Origin of the sequence: Pseudomonas sp. USHLN015 (assembly GCF_037153275.1) — a bacterium.
GTDB classification, from domain to species: domain Bacteria; phylum Pseudomonadota; class Gammaproteobacteria; order Pseudomonadales; family Pseudomonadaceae; genus Metapseudomonas; species Metapseudomonas tohonis.
The window spans coordinates 216,648-236,469 of sequence record NZ_JBBCKP010000011.1; the positions used below are offsets into that span (position 1 = coordinate 216,648).

Here is a 19,822-nt window from a genome sequence, read left to right on the forward strand (position 1 = left end):
TCCGGTCCCTGCCGGATGCGGGCGTCGTTTTCCACGGCAACCACTGCAGCAAGGCGCTCCCATGGATTTCCTCCCGCTCTTCCATAACCTCAAGGGCCGTCAGGTGCTCGTCGTCGGCGGTGGCGAAGTCGCACTGCGCAAGGCTCGCCTGCTGGCGGATGCCGGGGCGGTTCTCCGGGTGGTAGCGCCGCAGATCGACAGCCAGTTGATCGAGCTGGTGGGGGCTTCGTCAGGGTTGGCCCATGTCCGTGGCTATGTGGAGGCGGACCTCGACCAGTGCGTGCTGGTCATTGCCGCGACCGATGACGAGTCCCTCAACGCATTGATCTCGCAGCAGGCCCAGGCGCGCGGCGTGCCGGTCAACGTGGTCGATGCGCCGGCGCTGTGCAGCGTGATCTTTCCCGCCATCGTCGACCGTTCGCCGCTGATCGTCGCCGTGTCCAGTGCCGGGGATGCCCCGGTGCTGGCCCGGCTGATCCGCGCCAAGATCGAAACCTGGATTCCTTCCGCCTACGGCCAGTTGGCGGGGCTCGCCAAGCGTTTCCGCAGCCGGGTCAAGGCCTTGTTCCCCGATGTGCAGCAGCGACGCGTGTTCTGGGAGGACGTTTTCCAGGGGCCGATCGCCGAGCGCATGCTTGCCGGGCAGCCCGCCGAAGCCGAGCGCATGCTCGAAGAGCGTGTGGCGGGTGGCGGCACGCAGCGGGCGCTGGGCGAGGTCTACCTGGTGGGCGCCGGCCCCGGTGATCCCGACCTTCTGACCTTCCGCGCCCTTCGCCTGATGCAGCAGGCCGACGTGGTGCTCTACGACCGCCTGGTGGCGGGCCCGATCGTCGAGATGTGCCGGCGCGACGCCGAACGCATCTATGTGGGCAAGCGTCGTTCGGAGCATGCCGTGCCTCAGGAGGAGATCAATCGCCTGTTGATCGACCTGGCGCTCCAGGGCAAGCGCGTGCTGCGCCTTAAGGGAGGAGACCCGTTCATCTTCGGGCGTGGTGGCGAGGAGATCGGCGAGCTGGCGGCCAACGGCATTCCCTTCCAGGTGGTGCCGGGCATTACCGCTGCCTCGGGCTGCGCGGCCTATGCCGGTATCCCGCTGACTCATCGTGACCACGCCCAATCGGTGCGTTTCGTCACCGGGCATCTGAAGGACGGCAGCAGCGACCTGCCCTGGAGCGACCTGGTCGCGCCAGGCCAGACCCTGGTCTTCTACATGGGCCTGGTCGGCTTGCCGAGTATCTGCAGCGAGCTGATCCGACACGGGCGCTCGGCCAATACCCCGGCCGCCCTGGTGCAGCAGGGCACCACCAGCAACCAGCGGGTCTTCACCGGCACGCTTGGCGACCTGCCGCAATTGGTCGCCCGGCATGAGGTGCATGCGCCCACGCTGGTGATCGTGGGCGAGGTGGTGCAACTGCGTGACAAGCTCGCCTGGTTCGAAGGGGCTCAGGTCGACTAAGCCACCCCTTTGCCGGGTAGGTGGTCGCGACCGTGGGGCTGGTTGAAATCCTGCAGCGGGCCGGCGGGGATGATCCCGGTCGGGTTGATGGTGCGGTGGCTCGCGTAGTAATGCCCCTTGATGTGCTCGAAGTTCGCCGTTTCGGCAACGCCTGGCCACTGATAGAGCTCACGCAGCCAGCCAGACAGGTTGGGGTAGTCGGCCAGGCGCCTCAGGTTGCACTTGAAGTGCCCGTGATAGACCGCATCGAAGCGGATCAGCGTGGTGAACAGTCTCCAGTCGGCTTCGGTCAGGTGGGCTCCTGCCAGATAGCGACGCTTGCCCAGTAGCGCTTCCAGCCTGTCCAGCTCGCGGAACAGTTCGCCGAAGGCTTCCTCGTAGGCTTCCTGGGTGGTGGCGAAGCCCGCCCGGTATACGCCGTTGTTGATGGCCGGATAGATGCGTTCGTTGAGGGCGTCGATCTCCGTCCGCAGGGCGGGCGGATAGAAGTCCTGGTGATCATTGGTGAGGCCGTCGAACGCCGAGTTGAACATGCGGATGATCTCGGAAGATTCGTTACTGACGATTCGCTCCTCGAATGTGTCCCACAGCAACGGCACGGTCACGCGGCCGGTGTACCCGGCATCATCGCGGATGTAACGCTGGTAGAGATAATCCAGGTTGCCGAGGGCATCGCCACTCGAGCCATGACTGCGATCGAAGGTCCAGCCGTTCTCCAGCATCAGCCAACTGACCACCGAGACGTCGATCAGGCTTTCCAGCCCCTTCAGCTTGCGGAAGATCAGCGTGCGGTGCGCCCAGGGGCAGGCCAGTGATACGTAGAGGTGATAGCGCCCCGGTTCGGCTGTGAACCCGCCCTTGCCGCTCGGGCCGGGTGACCCGTCAGCGGTGATCCAGTTGCGCCGGCGTGCGCTTTCACGTTGGAAGCGACCGTCCTTGGCGGTGTCGTACCACTTGTCCTGCCATTTGCCTTCGACCAGCAATCCCATGGCCCTGACCCTCTGAATTGGAAATTGGGCTCAGTCTAAAGGTGTTGAGTCGATTGAATGGCGCAAATTCAAAGTGTTTTTGATCGATTAATTCGAAGCGTTTCGCTCTTTCCACAGCCGCTCGGCTTCGCTGAGGGCGGTCTCGCGAGGATGGCCGAGACCGCGCAGCGCGAGTGCCATGGTGCCGAGGATGGCGAGCCGGGCGTAGGCGTCGTCGATACTGCCGTCCCACACACCCAGTAGCTGCGCTGCTTCGATGCGCTCTGGTTTGACATGGCGCAGCGGCGATAGGGCGGGCCACTCTTCATCCCAGGCCTCGCCGCCTTCGGTGCCAAAGAGGTGGCAGGCGGCATCCGGGTTCACTTCGATCTCGCCGCCTTCGCCCTTGATGACGATGGCGTGGTCCCCCAGCAGTTGGCTGGCTTCCCTGTGCACCGCCTGGTAGCCGGGATGGAAGATGCTCTGCAGGCCACAGCGGGCGCCGAGTGGGTTGAGGATGCGAGCAAGCGAGTGGATGGGAGAGCGCAGGCCGAGGGTGTTGCGCAGGTCGATCATGCGCTGCAGCGTCGGCGCCCAGGCTCCCAGTGGGATGAAGGCGAGGCGGTGGTGGTCCAGCGCCTGGCTGACCTGCTGCCAGTCGGCGCAGTCGGGGATGCCCAGCAGCTCCAGGCATTGTTCGGTGTAGATGCGCCCGGCCGTGTGCAAGCCACCGCCGTGCAGCAGGATGCGTACCCCGCCATTGGCCAGGGCCTTGGCTGCCAGGAGGAACCAGGGATGGTGGCGCTTCTTGCCGGCGTAGCTGGGCCAGTCGATGTCCACCCGGATCGCCGGGGCAAGGTTGCGCGCGCGGAAGGCTTCGGTGAAGCCGGCCAGCTCCTCGGCGCTTTCTTCCTTGTGCCGCAGCAGCATGAGGAAGGCGCCGAGCTGGCTGTCTTCGGTCTTGCCGTCCAGCAGCATGCCCATGGCTTCGCGGGCCTCTTCGCGGGTCAGGTGGCGGGCGCCACGCTTGCCCTTGCCGAGGATGCGGACGAACTGGGCGAAGGGGTGTTCAACAGGGGCGGCGGGAGTCATAGGCAATTGGTCGGCTTGGGCAGGCCGGCGAGCTTGGCGGCAAGCTTGGCCGGTGCGCCCTTGAACAGGTGGTTGAGGTGCAGGCTGTTGCCCTTTTCCGGGCCGAGCTGCTGGGCGACGTACTTGATCAATGGCCGATTGGCCGGCGACAGCTGGAATTCGTCATAGAAGCGCCGCAGCAGTTCGAGGATTTCCCAGTGCTCGGCCTGCAAGGTGATCTCCTCGCGCGCGGCGAGGGCTTCCGCCACGGGGCGGGACCAATCGGCCAGCTCTTGCAGGTAGCCATCCTTGTCGAGCGGGATGCTCCGTCCGTTCAGATCGAGGCTGCTCATAGCCAGCTGTTCACCTTGTCGTACTGCACGCATAGCGCCACGAAGCCGGGGTAGTCCAGCAACTTGATGCGGGTGGGCTGGCTGCCGATTGCGCGCGCCGCCACGTCTTCTTCCAGCGCGAACAGGGCAATGCCTTCGGGGAGCTGCTCCAGGCATTGACGTGGGTGGGTCGAGGCGCGCAGGGCCTGGACGGCTTCGCCGCTGAGCAGGATCGCGTCCTCGTTGCCCAGCAGGCGCAGGCAGCTGTCGAAGCGGTCGTCGCCAAACGGCGAATGGGAAAGCAGGTGCAGTGTACTCATCAGAGGGTGATCACTTGGTCATGGCGCTCGATGAGGGCGCGCAAGGCGGCATCATCCAGCACTTCGACGGGAAGATTCAGGCTGTCGGTGGCCAGGCCGCGCTGGCTCAGGCTGTGGGCGCTGGCGTAAAGGGATTCCACGCCGAACAGTGGCAGTGCCTGCAGGTTGGCGGTGAGGTCCTTCTGCTCCAGCCTGCCCGGAGTCTGGCCGCTGGCGAGCTGGAAGACACCGTCATCGAGGAACAGCATCGCCAGCGGCAAATCGAAGGCGCCGCCGGCCAGTGCGATGTCCAGCGCTTCGCGCGCACCCGGGCCGGCCCAGGGCGCGCGGCGGGTGATGATCAACATGGATTTGGCCATCTCAGTCCCCCCCGAAGCAGATCAGCCGATCGGCCATCTGCGCGGCTTCATGCAGCTGGCCCAGGCCGGATAGCGCCCAGCCTGGTGCCAGGTTGGCGGCTGCACGACCATAGCGCTCGGCCTCCTCCTGATTGATCACGCCTCGACGCAGGGCGGCGGCGATACAGACCACGCCATCCAATTGATGATCGGCCACTAACCTGGACCAGTCGCGGGCGATGTCCGGCTCGTCCTGTGGAGTCACCACATTGGCTGAGGCACTGTGAACGCCGTCCTGGTAGAAGAACAGGCGCATGATTTCGTGGCCGCCGTCCAGCACCGCTTCGGCAAAGCGCAGGGCGCGGCGGGAGGAGGGCGCATGGGCAGGAGCGAAGAGGGCTATGGCGAATTTCATGACAGGGCTTCGAGCGGAATAGCTGAGCGCATGATACGGCTTGCGACCGGCTTTTGCAGGCAAGAAAAAGCCCGCCGAAGCGGGCTTCTGCAAGGCGCGGCTATCAGTCGTCGCCGCTCATCACGCCGAAGATCTGCAGCAGGCTGACGAACAGGTTGTAGATCGACACGTACAGGCTGATGGTGGCCATGATGTAGTTGCGCTCACCGCCGTGGATGATCGCGCTGGTCTGGAACAGGATGCAGACCGAGGCGAAAACCACAAAGCCAGCGCTGATCGCCAGCTGCAGGCCGCTGATGTCGAAGAAGAAGCTCGCCAGCATCGCGCCGATCAGCACGAAGAAGCCAGCGGTGATGAAGCCACCCAGGAAGCTCATGTCCTTGCGGGTGGTCAGCACGTAGGCGGACAGACCGAAGAACACCAGCGCCGTCATGGCGAAGGCCGAACTGATCACTTCACCGCCGTTGGGCATGCCCAGGTAGCGGTTGAGGATCGGGCCGAGGGTGTAGCCCATGAAGCCGGTCAGGGCGAAGGTAGAGAGCAGGCCCCAGGCCGAGTTGCGCAACTTCACGGTAAGGAAGAACAGGCCGTAGAAGCCGATCAGCACCACGAAGATGCTCGGGTAGGCGACGCGCATTTGCTGCGCGACATAGGCGACCAGGCCGCTGAATGCCAGGGTCAGCGCCAGCAGCCCGTAGGTGTTGCGCAGCACACGGCTGATTTCGAGCCCGCCGGCCTGCGCCTGGTTCAGTACGTAATCTTGATCGCTCATTGCAAAACTCCTGCAAGAAATTGGGTCCGTGACCGCAGTCGCCCGAAATGATAACAGAGGTCCGTAGCGGCTCTGTTGCGAGAGTTTGACAGCGTGTTGCGTTCGGGTAGTATGGCGGCCCGCAAATGCGGAAGTGTGGCCGAGTGGTTGAAGGCAGCGGTCTTGAAAACCGCCGACGGGAAACTGTCCGTGAGTTCGAATCTCACCGCTTCCGCCATATTCCTGCGCAGCAAAGCCCCGTTATGCGGGGATTTGGCGTTTCTGGAGCATGAGGATTTCCGAGCGTTCGCTCGTTAAGCTCCACCCCTGTCACCGTCGTGCCTTATGGATTCGCAGCCTCCTTGGTCGATGGTGGGGCGACGAACTGCCTATGACTGCGTAGGGATCGCTCGACTGCTTGCTGGCGCGAAGTGGTTTGGCGCGGCCGGCAGCGCTTCAACTACAACTCATGTCTCTGTCGATGCATCGTGGCTGTACGCGGCTTTCGCTCCAGCCATCAGCGTGCCATACCTTTAGATCGGTCCTGTGATCCGGGCTCAGGCGCACGCGTCTCCTTGCCTGGTGCTCGATTGTCAGTCCTCAAGGTCTGTGTTTTGCTGGCGCTTGCTATTTGACGGTTATGAATCAAGCTAGGTCTTGTGAACCAGTCTTGATAATGTATCTGCCTTTCCACAATCCAGCCGCCCAGGCGGTCTGCGATGCACTGCGAGGTGTCGCTTGATTAGGGTACTGGTGGTCGATGACCACGATCTGGTTCGAACGGGTATTACGCGCATGTTGGCCGACATCGACGGCCTGCAGGTGATCGGGCAGGCCGACAGTGGCGAGGAGGCCCTGAAGAAGGCGCGCGAACTCAAGCCGGATGTTGTACTCATGGACGTGAAGATGCCCGGCATCGGCGGTCTGGAGGCCACCCGCAAGTTGCTGCGCAGCCAACCCGATCTGAAGGTCGTGGCCGTTACCGTGTGTGAAGAGGACCCGTTTCCTACACGCCTGCTTCAGGCAGGTGCCGCCGGGTACCTGACCAAGGGCGCGGCGCTGGAAGAGATGGTCCAGGCCATTCGCCAGGTCTTTGGCGGGCAGCGTTACATCAGTCCGCAGATCGCTCAGCAGTTGGCGCTCAAGTCATTCCAGCCGCAGACCAGCGGTTCTCCCTTCGATCTTCTTTCGGAGCGTGAGATCCAGATCGCCCTGATGATCGCCAACTGCCAGAAGGTGCAGACCATTTCCGACAAGCTCTGCCTGTCGCCGAAGACCGTGAATACCTATCGCTACCGAATCTTCGACAAGCTTTCCATCTCCAGTGACGTCGAGCTGGCCCTGCTGGCCGTGCGGCACGGCATGGTGGACGCCGTCAGCTAAGATGTCCGACATTTTCGACGCAAGTGATTTCCTTGCCGCCTGCAGTGGGCGTCCGGGTGTATACCGGATGTTCGACGAGGGCGGCAAGCTGCTCTATGTCGGCAAGGCAAAGAACCTCAAGAAGCGCCTCGCCAGCTATTTCCGCAAGACCGGGCTGGCTCCCAAGACTGCCGCGCTGGTTGCAAAGATCGCGCAGGTCGAGACCACCGTCACCGCCAACGAGACCGAGGCGCTGCTGCTCGAGCAGACCCTGATCAAGGAGTGGCGACCGCCGTACAACATCCTCCTGCGCGATGACAAGTCCTACCCCTATGTGCATCTTTCGGATGGCCCCTATCCACGCCTGAGCATCCATCGTGGTGCGAAGAAGCAGAAGGGGCGCTACTTCGGCCCCTATCCCAGTGCGGGAGCGATCCGCGAGAGCCTCGCTCTGCTGCAGAAGGCGTTCCTGGTGCGCCAGTGCGAGGACAGTTATTTCCGCAACCGTACCCGTCCTTGCCTGCAGTACCAGATCAAGCGCTGCAAGGGCCCTTGCGTGGATTTGGTGGAGCCTGCCGAGTACGCCGAGGACGTTCGCCATTCGGTGATGTTCCTCGAGGGGCGCAGCAATGCATTGGCGACGGAGCTGTCTACCAGCATGGAGCAGGCCTCCATGCGCCTGGAGTTCGAGCGTGCCGCCGAGCTGCGTGATCAGGTCGCGATCCTGCGTCGTGTGCAGGACCAGCAAAGCATCGAGGGCGGTACCGGCGATGTCGATGTGGTAGCTGCCATCGTCAACCCGGGCGGCGCCTGCGTGCATATGATCAGCGTGCGTGGCGGTCGGGTGCTCGGTAGCAAGAACTTCTTCCCTCAGGTTGCAATAGAAGAGGAAGTCGGTGATGTGCTGGCCGCCTTCGTGGCGCAGTACTACCTCGGCAACCTGGAACGCGATCTGCCGCAGGAGCTGATCGTCAACACGGCCCATGAAGACTTCCCGACGCTGATCGAGGCCATCGCAGAGTTGCGTGGGCGCGAGTTGAGCATCAGCCATCGGGTGCGGACCAATCGTGCGCGCTGGCAACAACTGGCCGTCACCAATGCCGAGCTGGCCTTGGCCGCGCGCCTCGCCAATCGTCAGCACATGGCCGACAAGTTCGAGGCACTGGCCGAGGTGCTGGAGCTGGAAGAGCCACCGCAGAGGCTCGAGTGTTATGACATCAGCCATTCCAGCGGTGAGGCGACTGTTGCCTCCTGCGTGGTCTTCGGTCCCGAGGGTGCGCTCAAGTCGGATTACCGCCGCTACAACATCGAGGGTGTCACGGCGGGGGATGATTACGCAGCCATGCACCAGGCGCTTACCCGTCGCTTCAGCAAGCTCAAGGACGGGGAGGGCAAGCTGCCTGACATCCTTCTCGTGGACGGAGGCAAGGGTCAGATGGCCATGGCGCAGGAAGTGCTCCAGGAGCTGGCCGTGCCGGACCTTATCCTTCTCGGCGTGGCCAAGGGCGTTACCCGCAAGCCCGGTTTCGAAACCCTCTATCTGAACGATGCCGCCCACGAGTTCACGCTGCCTGCGGATTCGCCTGCGCTGCACCTCATTCAGCAGATCCGCGACGAGGCTCACCGCTTCGCCATCACCGGCCACCGTGCCCGTCGTGGCAAGGCGAGACGGACCTCGAGTCTCGAAGAGGTGGCTGGCGTCGGTCCGAAGCGCCGTCGCGACCTGCTCAAGCATTTCGGCGGGCTGCAGGAACTGGGGCGTGCCAGCGTCGAGGAGATCGCCAAGGCGCCTGGTATCAGTAAAAAGCTCGCGGAGTCGATTTATGCGGCTCTGCACAGCGAGTAGAATGCCCGCTCATTTCCGGTTCAGCTGTCACGATGAATATTCCAAATCTCCTCACCGTTCTGCGCGTTCTGCTGATTCCCGTCTTCATCCTGCTGTTCTACATGCCGTTCTCCTGGAGCTATCTGGCAGCCAGTGCGGTATTCGCCATCGCAGCGGTGACCGACTGGTTCGACGGCTACCTGGCTCGCCGCTGGGAGCAGAGCACGCCCTTCGGCGCCTTCCTCGATCCGGTCGCGGACAAGTTGATGGTCGCCGTGGCCTTGGTGTTGTTGGTGGAGGAGCACCACAACCTGTGGTTGAGCCTGCCTGCCGCAATCATCATCGGCCGCGAGATCGTCGTGTCCGCTCTGCGGGAATGGATGGCCGAGATCGGTGCCCGTGCGCATGTAGCGGTATCCAACCTCGGCAAGTGGAAGACCGCGGCGCAGATGCTGGCGTTGGTCATCCTGCTGGCCAATCCGCCGCATTTCACCTTTTGGGTGTTGGTGGGCTACGTGCTGCTGATCGTCGCTGCCGGGCTGACCCTTTGGTCCATGCTGCACTACCTGCTGGCCGCCTGGCCGCATCTCAGCACCGAGCCGAAAAAGAAATAAACTATTTTTGAATCAAGGGGTTGACGGGCGCCGATGAATCTATAGAATGGCGCCCGTCACCAAGACAAAGCGGGAATAGCTCAGTTGGTAGAGCACGACCTTGCCAAGGTCGGGGTCGCGAGTTCGAGTCTCGTTTCCCGCTCCAGATTGTCGCGATAGACGCCGCCCAAAGCGGCGTCTTCGTTTGAGGCCGGATGGCAGAGTGGTCATGCAGCGGATTGCAAATCCGTGTACGCCGGTTCGATTCCGACTCTGGCCTCCAATATAAAACCCCGCAGGTTCACGCCTGCGGGGTTTTTTCTTTGGTGCTGTCATGCATCGTTCCTGTAACTCCTCAGGCCGCCATCAAGTGGTTGGATTCACGGCCGCTCCCGAATGCCGGTAGTTGCGTTTGGTTATCTTCGCTGCTTCGAGCAGTCGATCGAATGTAGATAGCTGATCTGCGTGGTTTTTTTCGTTGCGCTCGGTTTTTTCGTCAGCTTGCGCGAGCGATGGGGGGTGTATATAGTCCTGCCCTCGCGAATGGAGGGGCTTCCTTTCCAGTGCGCTGCGCTACCGCCCGAATGGCGAAATCGGTAGACGCAAGGGACTTAAAATCCCTCGGGGGAAACCCCGTGCCGGTTCGACCCCGGCTTCGGGCACCATATGAATCAAGGGCTTGCGTGCATCCTGTACGCAGGCCCTTGTCGTTTTCTGGTACGCAATTCTGTTTTCGGTCCGCAATTTAGCGAGTCGGGGTGACTTGGCATTTGCAATCGGAGTGGGCACTTCCGGGAGTGTTGCGATATAAAATTCGGCGTCTCGTAAACTCCGCTGGTTCCTGTCGGTCAGATTCATCGAAACAACTCAAATAAAGGCCTTCCATGTCCAAACTCGCAGAATTCAAAGCCCTCGAAGCCAAACTCGCCGAGCAACTTGCCCAGCTCGATGCCTTGAAGAACGATAAAGAACTCAAGCGTGAAATCGAGTTCGAGCAGAAGTTGCGAGCGCTACTCGGTGAATACGATTACTCCCTGCGCAATATAATCGCGATCCTCGAACCGTCGGCTTCGCGCAGCCCCGCGTCGGTCAAGGCGCGGGGCCAACGCCGTGAGCGTGCCACCAAGATCTACATCAACCCCAAGACCCAGGAGCGTGTGGAGACCAAGGGTGGCAACCATGCCGTGTTGAAAGCGTGGAAGGCCGAACATGGCGCTGAGGTCGTGGAGTCCTGGTTGCAGTAAAGGACTTCCTCTGTTTCGCAATGAGCCCGCTTCGGCGGGCTTTTTGTCATCTGTGGCGGAAGGCTCCGGCAGCTGTTGACTGTCACGCTGTCAGCCCGCGCAGAGCACCTTGAGTAACACGTCTCTTATATTTCCGCGATTGTGGAGCGAGGCATTATCGCTGCGGTGGATAGGCCGCGCCGAAAGTGTGTATGCACTTCACAGGTTCGATTTTCAAACTCTCATCCCCCCTTCTTTGGGTCGGTGGCCCCGAAGGTGCGGGTAGCTAGCCTCCAGATGCCGATATCCAGGCGCGCATCGATAAAGACCCAGGATGAGAGGAGTCAAGGAAATGATCAGATATGCCCTAGTTGCCCTGCTGCTGTTCGCTGGCCAGATCGCCCAGGCCGCGACCATCAATGCCATGAACCTGCAGTTCTACTTCTTCGGGACGCTGGCCCTGAAGCCGAGTGGTCTGGGCACCACCATCACCTGCAATGTGGAGCTCACCGGAATCGCCACTCCGTCGGTCGCGACGATCCTGAACGCCAAGTTCACCGGATTGGGCCTGTGCCCGGCCCTGAGCGCCGCCGGGCTGCCCTGGTCCTGGACGCCCACCAGCGTGACGAGTGCCTACATGGCGGGAGTGAAGCTCTCGCTGGCAGGTACTGCTTGCAATACATCCCCAGTCACCCTCAACGGTGCCTGGAGCAATTCGAGCACCGCCTTCACCGCATCGCCCTATCAGCCGCTGGGAGGCTGCATCGTGCAGTCGCTGTTCCTGTCTCCGACGCCGTCCTTCACCATCAGCCCGTGACACCCTTGCCCGGCGGCGCGAGTCTCCAGCGCGCCCCGGGCTGGTCAGGCGCTGAGTTTCTTGGGGTGTGGCACGCCCGCCTGGATGCGCTCGTAGACTTCCTTGCGATGCACCGCAACGTTCCTCGGCGCGATGATGCCGAACTTCACCTGGTGCCCGTGGATGCTGATCACTTCCACGGTGATGCCGCCTTCAATGACGAAGCGTTCGCCGACCGAATTGATGAGGAGCTGCATGTCGGGTCTCCCTGCAGGGTTGTCGTGAGGCGTTGTGGCAGCACTCCCCGGGACGTTGCCATGGCTCCGTGACTGGCGTGGATTGCAGCTGCCTGATCACCTGACCCATCGCCCTGTTTCGAAGTTCCCGCTATCTCGATGCATGGCCATGCCGTTGCGCTTTCCCGACCAGGGGATGGGGGCGGCTCCGCTTGTCCGATTCCCCGTGTGCTGCGCGAACCGCTTTGCCGGGGCGCTGCCAAAGTTGAAATTTTTCTTGCAGTGGCCCGTCTCGCCCGTGCTTCGCGGCACTTTTCAGCTAGCCTCAGTGCTGCCTGAAGGAGTCAGGTTCAAGAGGTCGATGAATGGAATCCAAGGAACAGCAACTGGTTCGCCTGCTCAGTCTCACCACCCGCAGCCTTACCCACCTCACTGCCGCGATGACCGAGATGTCGTTCGAGATGATGCGCAGCGACGACCAGGCCATCAAACAGGCCGGGCAGCGCATGATCGACCACCTGGCGGCCATCGGTGCCGGTCTCGACCAGCACTGGGAAACCCTGGGCACCTACGCCGGTGAGCCCGTCGTCCACGAGGCCACGGAAACCCTGGTCGAGGTCGAGCTCAACTTGCCCGCCGACGAGCGCTGAGCGCCATCACGGCGCGGTCATCCTACTGTCACCGTTCTGCCACCGGAGTCCGCTGCAATTCCCCGTATCCATAGGGGAGGGTGGGCCATGCAGCTTTGCGTCGTCGGTGCGGGTTACGTCGGGCTGGTGGCAGCGGCCTGTTTCGCCGAGATGGGCAATCGGGTCGTCTGCGTGGAGCGTGATCCATGGCGCCTGGCGCGGCTGGTTCGCGGCGAGCCGACGATCTACGAGCCCGGCCTGGAAGCCATGCTGAAGATGCACCTCGCCAGCGGCCAGCTGAGCTTCAGCGCGCGGTTGGAGGAGGGGATCGACCGGGCGGAGATCATCTTCATCGCCGTCGGCACCCCCAGCGGCGAGGACGGTTCCGCCGACCTCTCCCATGTGCTGGCGGTGGCCGACCAGCTGGGTGCCGCGCTGCACCGCCCCTGCCTGGTGGTGAACAAATCCACGGTGCCGGTGGGCACGGCGGAGCGGGTGGCTGATCGCATCCAGATAGCACTCGCGCGGCGCGAGCTGGCGTTCACCGTCCCGGTGGCGAGCAACCCCGAGTTCCTCAAGGAAGGCTCGGCGATCGACGACTTCATGCGCCCGGACCGCATCATCATCGGCTGCGACGACGCGGCCTCGGGCGAACTGTTGCGGCGCCTCTACGCACCCTTCTCGCGCAATCACGACCGGGTACTGGTCATGGCCACGCGCGCCGCCGAGTTCAGCAAGTACGCCGCCAATGCCTTCCTCGCCACGCGGATTTCCTTCATGAACGAGATGGCCGGGCTCTGTGCACGCCTGGGCGTCGATGTGGAGGAGGTGCGTCGTGGCATCGGCAGCGACCGGCGCATCGGCACCCATTTCATCTACGCCGGTTGCGGCTATGGCGGCTCGTGCTTCCCCAAGGACGTGCGCGCGCTGATCCGCAGCGCCGAGCAGGAGGGCATCGAGCCCGGCATCCTGCGGGCGGTCGAGGCGCGCAACGCGCTGCAGAAGACCCTGCTGTTCCAGTCCGTGCGCGAGCACTTCAACGGCTTCGTGCGGGGCCGCACCGTTGCGATCTGGGGGCTTGCCTTCAAACCGGGCACCGATGACCTGCGCGAAGCGCCGAGCCTGGTCCTGCTCGACGCGCTGCTGGCTGCCGGCGCCCGCGTCCGTGCCAGCGACCCGGTGGCCGCGCCAGCCGTGGCGGCGCGCTACCCGGAGCAGCTCGCCAGTGGCCAGCTACACTTGGGCGACTCGCCGTACCAGGCCGTGGAAAATGCCGACGCCCTGGTGCTGGTGACCGAATGGAAGCAGTTTCGCCAGCCGAACTTCGAGCGGATTCGCGGTCTGATGAAAATGCCGGTCATCTTCGATGGCAGGAATCTCTATGACCCGGCGCAACTGGCCGATCTGGGGTTTCTTTATCGCGGCATCGGACGCCCAGCAGCTGGGCATTGTAAGGCGACTGCGGCCTGATTAGACTGCGCGGCAGTTCGCCCAACACCCCACCTTTTCAAGGTTAAACATGATCAAGAAATGCCTGTTCCCGGCCGCTGGTTACGGTACCCGTTTTCTGCCCGCCACCAAGGCCATGCCCAAGGAAATGCTGCCGGTGGTGAACAAGCCACTGATCCAGTACGGCGTTGAAGAGGCCCTGGATGCGGGTCTCAGCGAGATCTCCATCGTCACCGGCCGCGGCAAGCGCGCCCTGGAAGACCACTTCGACATCAGCTACGAGCTGGAGCACCAGATCAAGGGCACCGACAAGGAGAAATACCTGGTCGGCATCCGCCGCCTGATCGACCAGTGCAGCTTCTCCTACACCCGCCAGGTGGAAATGAAAGGCCTGGGCCACGCCATCCTCAGCGGCCGCCCGCTGATCGGCGACGAGCCTTTCGCCGTGGTCCTGGCGGACGACCTCTGCCTCAACCTCGACGGCGACGGCGTGCTGACCCAGATGGTCAGGCTGTACAACCAGTTCCGCTGCTCCATCGTCGCCATCCAGGAAGTGCCGCCGGAGGAAACCTCCAAGTACGGTGTGATTGCCGGCGAGATGATCCGTGACGACATCTACCGCGTGAACAGCATGGTCGAGAAGCCCAAGCCGGAAGACGCCCCGTCCAACCTGGCGATCATCGGCCGCTACATCCTGACCCCGGACATCTTCAAGCTGATCGAAGAGACCGAGCCGGGCAAAGGCGGCGAAATCCAGATCACCGACGCCCTGATGAAGCAGGCCCAGGACGGTTGCGTGCTGGCGTACAAGTTCAAGGGCAAGCGTTTCGACTGCGGTGGCGCCGAAGGCTATATCGACGCGACCAACTACTGCTTCGAGAACCTCTACAAGACCGGCAAGGCCTACTGATCAGGCCGCGCTCGTCGCACCAACAAGGCCGCCTCCGGGCGGCCTTGTCGTTTCCCGCATGCTCTCGTACCCCGGGCTCCAGCCCGGGAAGCACGTCTCAGGGAATCTTCATTTCCTCTGAGCCCGGCCCCAGCGGCTGCCCGTAGCTGAACTCCACATAGTTGCCCGCCGGGTCGCGCAGCCCGCAGTAGTAGCCCACCGGGTAGGGTTCGTCCCGCGGCGCCCAGACCAGGCAACCCTCGGTTTCGGCGAGGGCGGCGATGGCGTCCACCGCCTCGCGGCTGTCCAGGGCGAAGCCGAAGTGGCTGTAGTCGTCCGGCGCCAGGTCGCGCGGGCGGCCGCCGGGCATGATCACGAAGATGAAGCGGTGCTCCTGCCCGGGCTCGGCCATCCAGACGATCCGCGAGCCCTTGCCGGCGCGCTCGTGAATCACCCGCATGCCACAGAACCGTTCATAGAAGTGGATGCAAGGCTCCAGGTCAGGTACGTGCAGGGCGAGATGGGTGAGGGCAGGGCGCATGACGATTCCTCCTTCGCTGGGTCAAGCATAGGCCTGGCAACTGGTCAGCGGCGTGCGTTCAGGTATGCTGGCCGCCTGTTTCTGGAGACCCTGCCATGGCCTACGATTTCGACCTCTTCGTCATAGGAGCCGGTTCCGCCGGCGTTCGTGCCTCGCGTTTCGCCGCCGGTTTCGGTGCGCGCGTCGCGGTAGCGGAAAGCCGCTACCTGGGCGGCACCTGCGTCAACGTCGGCTGCGTGCCGAAAAAGATGCTGGTCTACGGCGCCCACTTCTCCGAAGACTTCGAGCAGGCCGAAGGCTACGGCTGGAACCTGGGCGAGGCGGGCTTCGACTGGGCCACCCTGATTGCCAACAAGAATCGCGAGATCCAGCGCCTCAACGGCATCTACCGCAACCTCCTGGTCAACAGCGGCGTCACCCTGCTGGAAGGCCACGCGCGCCTGGTGGACGCCCACACCGTGGAGGTCGGCGGGCAGCGTTTCAGCGCCGAGCACATCCTCGTCGCCACCGGCGGCTGGCCGCAGATCCCGGAACTCCCCGGCCGCGAACACGCCATCAGCTCCAACGAAGCCTTCTTCCTCAAGGAGCTGCCCCGGCGCGTGCTGGTGGTCGGTGGCGGCTACATCGCCGTCGAGTTCGCCTCCATCTTCCACGGCCTGGGCGCCAAGACCACGCTGCTCTACCGCCAGGACCTGTTCCTGCGCGGCTTCGATGGCGCCGTGCGTACGCACCTGCGTGACGAGCTGACCCGCAAGGGCCTCGACCTGCAGTTCAACGCCGACATCGCGCGCATCGACAAGCAAGCCGACGGCAGCCTGCTGGCCACCCTCAAGGACGGCCGCACCCTGGAAGCCGACTGCGTGTTCTACGCCACCGGCCGCCGCCCGATGCTGGATGGCCTGGGCCTTGAGAACACCGGCGTCGAGCTGGATGAGCGCGGCTTCATCAAGGTGGACGACGAGTACCGCACCGCCGAGCCCTCGATCCTCGCCCTGGGCGACGTCATCGGCCGCGTACAGCTCACCCCGGTCGCGCTGGCCGAAGGCATGGCCGTCGCCCGTCGCCTGTTCAAGCCCGCCGAGTACCGCCCGGTGGACTACGACCACATCCCCACCGCCGTCTTCAGCCTGCCCAACATCGGCACCGTCGGCCTCAGCGAGGAAGATGCCCGCGCGCGCGGTCACAAGGTCAAGGTCTTCGAGAGCCGTTTCCGCCCCATGAAGCTGACCCTCACCGAGAACCAGGAGCGCACCCTGATGAAGCTGGTGGTCGACGCGGAAAGCGACCGCGTGCTTGGCTGCCACATGGTCGGCCCCGAGGCGGGCGAGATCGTCCAGGGCCTGGCCGTGGCGCTCAAGGCCGGTGCCACCAAGCGCATCTTCGACGAGACCATCGGCGTTCATCCCACCGCCGCCGAAGAGTTCGTGACCCTGCGCACCCCGGTCGGGAGCTGACGCTGCGATGGAGCAGCTCTTCTACCTGTCGGACCTGTTCGGCGTCGCCGTCTTCGCCATCACTGGCGCGCTCATGGCCGGGCGCAAGTCCATGGACCTGTTCGGCGTGCTGGTGATCGCCATCATCACCGCGCTGGGCGGCGGCACGCTGCGTGATGTCATCCTCGGCAACCACCCGGTGAGCTGGATACGCGACGACACCTACATCCTCGTCGCCTCCCTGGCGGCCGTGGGCACGGTGCTCTGGGTCCGCCTGACCCGCCCCATCAACGAAACCGGCCTGCTGGTGGCGGACGCCTTCGGCCTGGCGGTGTTCACCGTCTATGGCACCGAAGTGGCCCTGCAGCACCAGGTGCCGCTGAGCACGGCGGTGATCATGGGTGTGATCACCGGCGTCGCTGGCGGCGTGATGCGCGACGTGATCTGTAACGAGATCCCGCTGATCTTCCAGAAGGAGATCTACGCCATCGCCTGCGTGGCCGGCTCCCTGGTATTCATCGGCCTGCTGCACCTGGGCCTGCCGCGCTGGTTCGATACCGGCGTGGCCATGCTGGTGGTGCTCGGCACGCGCCTGGCGGCGATCCGCTGGGGGCTGTCGCTGCCACGCTTCCACCTGCTGGACCGGGACTGAGCGCGCCCGGGATCGCTACCGCGCCTGGTTCGCGGCGGGTCGTTCGGCCCGCACCTCGATCGTCACCTCGCCGCCCCGGGCGAAGCGCAACGTCAGCGGAAAACGTTCGCCATCCTTCAATGCGCCCTTGAGGCCCACCAGGGTCAGGTGGCTGCCCATCGGCGCCAGCTTCAGCACGCCGCCGGGCGGCACGCCGAAGGACACCAGCGTCATCACCCGCCGTGCCTCGCCGATGCGCACCGTAGTCTGCAGGTCCACCCGCCAGGCGCGGGGCGTACTGGCGCCCACCAGGCGATCGCCCTGGGCGCCCGTGTCGGTGATGTCCAGGGAAACCACGGCAGCGGTGGCATCCCAGTCGGACGGCTGCGCCCGCGCATCACCGAGCGACAGCTCGGCGGCCTGGGCGGTGGCCCCGGCCAGCAGCATCAGCACGGCCAGTGCGTGGCGTTTCCAGGGCATTGAGTTGGACAGGAGGAGAGGGCGCATGAGAGGTCCGGAAGGCGGTGGATCGCCGCGCACGATACCACCGCCTGCGGGGATCGCCCTCAGTCCGCCGCCGGCAGGGCGACTTCCGAGAGTGGCACCGGCATCACCACCGGGGTGCCGTCGGGCAGCGCGGCACGGGTGCGCTCGACCATGCCCTGTTCATCCAGCAGGCGGATGGTCTGCGGCCGCTCGGGATCGTTGCCGAAGAAGTCCTCCCAGTGGCCGAGCACCACGAGGCGCGGGCGGCTGACCTTGAGCAACGCGTCCGGGTAGCGCTGCACCTGGTTCCACGAGCCGACGCAGAGAATCTCCACGTCGATGCCCTTGCCATCGGCGAGGATCGGCGGGAAGCCGTAGGGCGGCGTGCTGGCGGAATCCTGGTAGTGGATGCGGTACACCGGCCTGCCGGCGTCATCCAGCAGGTCCACCAGCCAGGCCAGGGTCTGGCCTTCCTTCCAGTTCCATACGGCCGTCGGCAGCTCCGTCAGGTCCTGGTCATAGCGGCCGCGCAGGAAGGTCATCCCGGCGAAGTGCGGGGCGTGCATGCTCTGGATCGGCATGGCGCGGAAGCGTCGCTCCCTGGAGTAGAACCACGTCCCCGGCTGCGCCGCCGTGCCGGGCTCGCCGGCTTCCTTGATATTGGCCATGGCCGGCTCGGCGTTGACGATGCGCGCCGCCGGCAGCGCCGCCCGCAGGATGTGCCCGGCGGTGGCCGAGCCATAGGCGATGGCATTGGGCGCCTGCTTCTGCATCACCCGTGGCACATCGAGCAGGTGGTCGTAATGGGCGTGGCCGATCAGCAGCATGCTGACGTCATCGGCCGGTGGCATGCGCGCGTCGATGGTCGCCTCGTCTGCCTTCACTCGCAGCGGCGGCAGGCCGAGGAACGATGGATTGCTGAAGGACGGGGCGATCAGCAGCCCTTCGTCGCGCCAGTGCATCAGGTAGCCGCCCACACCCAGGTATTGCAGCTTCGGCGGGGGCGCATCGCGCTCGAAGGTCAGCGGCAGGTTCACCGGGTCGCGGGCGCACCCGGCCAGGCTGAGCAGGAGCAAAAAGGCGTATCGGCGCACGTGGGTCCCTCCGGTTGGCATGGTCCGAGCGCAAGAGTATGGCGTGCCGCCGCTGCGCTTTCACCCGTCGTTCGGGCGGTTGCCCGGGCGCGCGATTGACGATTGGCGAATGCCCGGAAAACCGCGACACTGCACGCTGTTTTTGCGCCTCGCTTCATCCAGGGAGAGATCGAAATGCCCAGATTGCCGCTTCTTTTCGCCTTGCTGGCCTGCTCGGGTATCGCCCAGGCGGAAATCAAGACCCAGGAAATCCCCTACAAGGCCGCCGACGGCACCGCGCTGGTGGGCTACTACGCCTACGACGATGCCGTCGAAGGCAAGCGCCCCGGCATCGTCGTGGTGCACGAATGGTGGGGGCTGAACGACTACGCCAAGCGCCGCGCGCGCGAGCTTGCCGAACTGGGCTACAGCGCCCTGGCCATCGACATGTACGGCGAAGGCAAGAACACCGAGCACCCGGCCGATGCGCTGGCCTTCATGCAGGCCGCGCTCAAGGATGGCCCCGCCGCCAAGGCGCGCTTCCTCGCCGGGCTCGACCTGCTCAAGCAGCAGCCGCAGACCGACGCCACCAAGCTCGCCGCCATCGGCTACTGCTTCGGCGGCAAGGTGGTGCTGGACGCCGCCCGCCAGGGCGTGCCGCTCGCCGGCGTGGTGAGCTTCCACGGCGCCCTGGCCACGGCCACCCCGGCCACCAAGGGCAGCGTCAAGGCCAAGGTGCTGGTGGAGCATGGCGGCCAGGACAGCATGGTCACCAAGGCCGATGTCGCCGCCTTCAAGGAGGAGATGGACAAGGCCGAGGTCGACTACCGCTTCGTGCTCCAGGCCAAGGCCAAGCACGGCTTCACCAACCCGGATGCGGATCGCCTCAGCCACGCCGGCCACGGCAGCGAGAAGGGCCCGGACATCGGCTACAGCCAAGTGGCCGACGAAAATTCCTGGGCCGACATGCAGGGCTTCTTCAAGGACCTCTTCCCCCGGTGACCC

At 64.2% G+C, this 19,822-nt stretch carries 23 protein-coding genes and 4 tRNA genes; 16 read left to right on the forward strand and 11 right to left on the reverse strand.

Translation table 11 applies throughout. The annotated features are described in order from the left end of the window. Positions 1-61: 61 nt before the first annotated feature. Positions 62-1,456: a siroheme synthase CysG gene (gene cysG, locus WFQ67_RS23155; protein ID WP_337058321.1), complete on the forward strand. Its 1,395-nt coding sequence runs from the start codon at positions 62-64 to the stop codon at positions 1,454-1,456. Here the strand turns inward: cysG and WFQ67_RS23160 are convergent. The 7 genes from WFQ67_RS23160 to WFQ67_RS23190 form a co-directional block, all read right to left on the reverse strand. Next, positions 1,453-2,445: a glutathione S-transferase family protein gene (locus tag WFQ67_RS23160; RefSeq protein WP_337058322.1), complete on the reverse strand. Its 993-nt coding sequence runs from the start codon at positions 2,443-2,445 to the stop codon at positions 1,453-1,455. The genes cysG and WFQ67_RS23160 overlap by 4 nt on opposite strands. 87 nt (positions 2,446-2,532) lie before the next feature. Beyond that, positions 2,533-3,516 carry a glycosyl transferase family protein gene (locus WFQ67_RS23165; protein ID WP_337058323.1) on the reverse strand — a complete coding sequence of 328 codons (984 nt, stop codon included), beginning with the start codon at positions 3,514-3,516 and terminating at the stop codon, positions 2,533-2,535. Next, on the reverse strand, positions 3,513-3,848 hold the full coding sequence (locus tag WFQ67_RS23170; protein ID WP_173174249.1) for a TusE/DsrC/DsvC family sulfur relay protein: 336 nt from the start codon (positions 3,846-3,848) through the stop codon (positions 3,513-3,515). The genes WFQ67_RS23165 and WFQ67_RS23170 overlap by 4 nt, the downstream gene beginning before the upstream one ends. Continuing rightward, positions 3,845-4,147, reverse strand: a complete 303-nt coding sequence (gene tusB, locus WFQ67_RS23175; protein ID WP_337058324.1) for a sulfurtransferase complex subunit TusB — start codon at positions 4,145-4,147, stop codon at positions 3,845-3,847. The genes WFQ67_RS23170 and tusB overlap by 4 nt, the downstream gene beginning before the upstream one ends. Then, the gene (gene tusC / locus WFQ67_RS23180) at positions 4,147-4,506 is read right to left on the reverse strand and encodes a sulfurtransferase complex subunit TusC (RefSeq protein ID WP_213629797.1); all 360 of its coding nucleotides are present in this window, start codon (positions 4,504-4,506) and stop codon (positions 4,147-4,149) included. Before tusC ends, tusB begins: the two co-directional genes overlap by 1 nt. Position 4,507: 1 nt before the next feature. Next, the gene (tusD, locus tag WFQ67_RS23185) at positions 4,508-4,900 is read right to left on the reverse strand and encodes a sulfurtransferase complex subunit TusD (RefSeq protein ID WP_337058325.1); all 393 of its coding nucleotides are present in this window, start codon (positions 4,898-4,900) and stop codon (positions 4,508-4,510) included. 103 nt (positions 4,901-5,003) lie between these two features. Continuing rightward, positions 5,004-5,672 (reverse strand): Bax inhibitor-1/YccA family protein, encoded by a 669-nt coding sequence (locus WFQ67_RS23190; protein ID WP_111262163.1) that lies wholly within the window; start codon positions 5,670-5,672, stop codon positions 5,004-5,006. A 129-nt stretch (positions 5,673-5,801) separates the two neighbouring features. Between WFQ67_RS23190 and WFQ67_RS23195 the strand changes: the two genes are divergently transcribed. From WFQ67_RS23195 to WFQ67_RS23235, 9 genes are all read left to right on the forward strand, one after another. Then, positions 5,802-5,889 (forward strand) — tRNA-Ser (locus tag WFQ67_RS23195). A 500-nt stretch (positions 5,890-6,389) separates the two neighbouring features. Then, the gene (gene gacA / locus WFQ67_RS23200; protein ID WP_111259911.1) at positions 6,390-7,034 is read left to right on the forward strand and encodes a response regulator transcription factor GacA; all 645 of its coding nucleotides are present in this window, start codon (positions 6,390-6,392) and stop codon (positions 7,032-7,034) included. A 1-nt stretch (position 7,035) separates the two neighbouring features. Then, the gene (gene uvrC / locus WFQ67_RS23205) at positions 7,036-8,859 is read left to right on the forward strand and encodes an excinuclease ABC subunit UvrC (protein WP_173174239.1); all 1,824 of its coding nucleotides are present in this window, start codon (positions 7,036-7,038) and stop codon (positions 8,857-8,859) included. Between the two features lie 32 nt (positions 8,860-8,891). Next, a complete protein-coding gene (gene pgsA / locus WFQ67_RS23210) occupies positions 8,892-9,452 on the forward strand; it encodes a CDP-diacylglycerol--glycerol-3-phosphate 3-phosphatidyltransferase (protein WP_111259913.1) in 561 nt (186 codons plus the stop codon). Positions 9,453-9,521: 69 nt separating this feature from the next. Further along, positions 9,522-9,597 (forward strand) — tRNA-Gly (locus tag WFQ67_RS23215). 43 nt (positions 9,598-9,640) lie between these two features. Further along, positions 9,641-9,714 (forward strand) — tRNA-Cys (locus WFQ67_RS23220). Positions 9,715-10,009: 295 nt separating this feature from the next. Continuing rightward, positions 10,010-10,096 (forward strand) — tRNA-Leu (locus tag WFQ67_RS23225). Between the two features lie 219 nt (positions 10,097-10,315). Continuing rightward, on the forward strand, positions 10,316-10,675 hold the full coding sequence (locus WFQ67_RS23230) for a histone-like nucleoid-structuring protein, MvaT/MvaU family (RefSeq protein ID WP_236206707.1): 360 nt from the start codon (positions 10,316-10,318) through the stop codon (positions 10,673-10,675). Between the two features lie 331 nt (positions 10,676-11,006). Then, entirely contained in the window at positions 11,007-11,471 is a 465-nt protein-coding gene (locus WFQ67_RS23235; RefSeq protein ID WP_337058327.1) for a hypothetical protein, read from the forward strand. Between the two features lie 44 nt (positions 11,472-11,515). On the opposite strand, the gene WFQ67_RS23240 is transcribed toward WFQ67_RS23235, so the two are convergent. Continuing rightward, entirely contained in the window at positions 11,516-11,707 is a 192-nt protein-coding gene (locus tag WFQ67_RS23240) for a carbon storage regulator (RefSeq protein WP_111259916.1), read from the reverse strand. Between the two features lie 344 nt (positions 11,708-12,051). On the opposite strand from WFQ67_RS23240, the gene WFQ67_RS23245 reads away from it, so the two are divergent. The 3 genes from WFQ67_RS23245 to galU all read left to right on the forward strand — a co-directional run bounded on the left by WFQ67_RS23245 (position 12,052) and on the right by galU (position 14,674). Then, positions 12,052-12,336 carry a hypothetical protein gene (locus tag WFQ67_RS23245; protein ID WP_111259917.1) on the forward strand — a complete coding sequence of 95 codons (285 nt, stop codon included), beginning with the start codon at positions 12,052-12,054 and terminating at the stop codon, positions 12,334-12,336. Between the two features lie 87 nt (positions 12,337-12,423). Continuing rightward, entirely contained in the window at positions 12,424-13,785 is a 1,362-nt protein-coding gene (locus WFQ67_RS23250) for a UDP-glucose dehydrogenase family protein (protein ID WP_213629808.1), read from the forward strand. Positions 13,786-13,834: 49 nt separating this feature from the next. Next, positions 13,835-14,674, forward strand: a complete 840-nt coding sequence (galU, locus tag WFQ67_RS23255) for a UTP--glucose-1-phosphate uridylyltransferase GalU (RefSeq protein WP_337058328.1) — start codon at positions 13,835-13,837, stop codon at positions 14,672-14,674. 97 nt (positions 14,675-14,771) lie between these two features. Here the strand turns inward: galU and WFQ67_RS23260 are convergent, their stop codons facing one another. Continuing rightward, positions 14,772-15,194, reverse strand: coding sequence for a VOC family protein (locus WFQ67_RS23260; protein WP_337058329.1), 423 nt, complete (start codon positions 15,192-15,194; stop codon positions 14,772-14,774). 95 nt (positions 15,195-15,289) lie between these two features. Between WFQ67_RS23260 and gorA the strand changes: the two genes are divergently transcribed. Together gorA and WFQ67_RS23270 are read left to right on the forward strand one after the other, a co-directional pair. Further along, positions 15,290-16,648: a glutathione-disulfide reductase gene (gene gorA, locus WFQ67_RS23265; protein ID WP_337058330.1), complete on the forward strand. Its 1,359-nt coding sequence runs from the start codon at positions 15,290-15,292 to the stop codon at positions 16,646-16,648. A gap of 7 nt (positions 16,649-16,655) precedes the next feature. Then, positions 16,656-17,279 (forward strand): trimeric intracellular cation channel family protein, encoded by a 624-nt coding sequence (locus WFQ67_RS23270; RefSeq protein ID WP_337058331.1) that lies wholly within the window; start codon positions 16,656-16,658, stop codon positions 17,277-17,279. Positions 17,280-17,294: 15 nt separating this feature from the next. Here WFQ67_RS23270 and WFQ67_RS23275 read toward each other — a convergent pair whose 3' ends face one another. Next, on the reverse strand, positions 17,295-17,765 hold the full coding sequence (locus WFQ67_RS23275) for a copper chaperone PCu(A)C (RefSeq protein WP_213629816.1): 471 nt from the start codon (positions 17,763-17,765) through the stop codon (positions 17,295-17,297). 59 nt (positions 17,766-17,824) lie between these two features. Then, positions 17,825-18,838, reverse strand: a complete 1,014-nt coding sequence (locus tag WFQ67_RS23280; protein ID WP_337058332.1) for a hypothetical protein — start codon at positions 18,836-18,838, stop codon at positions 17,825-17,827. Positions 18,839-19,012: 174 nt separating this feature from the next. Between WFQ67_RS23280 and WFQ67_RS23285 the strand changes: the two genes are divergently transcribed. Then, the gene (locus tag WFQ67_RS23285) at positions 19,013-19,819 is read left to right on the forward strand and encodes a dienelactone hydrolase family protein (RefSeq protein WP_337058333.1); all 807 of its coding nucleotides are present in this window, start codon (positions 19,013-19,015) and stop codon (positions 19,817-19,819) included. Positions 19,820-19,822 lie beyond the last annotated feature (3 nt).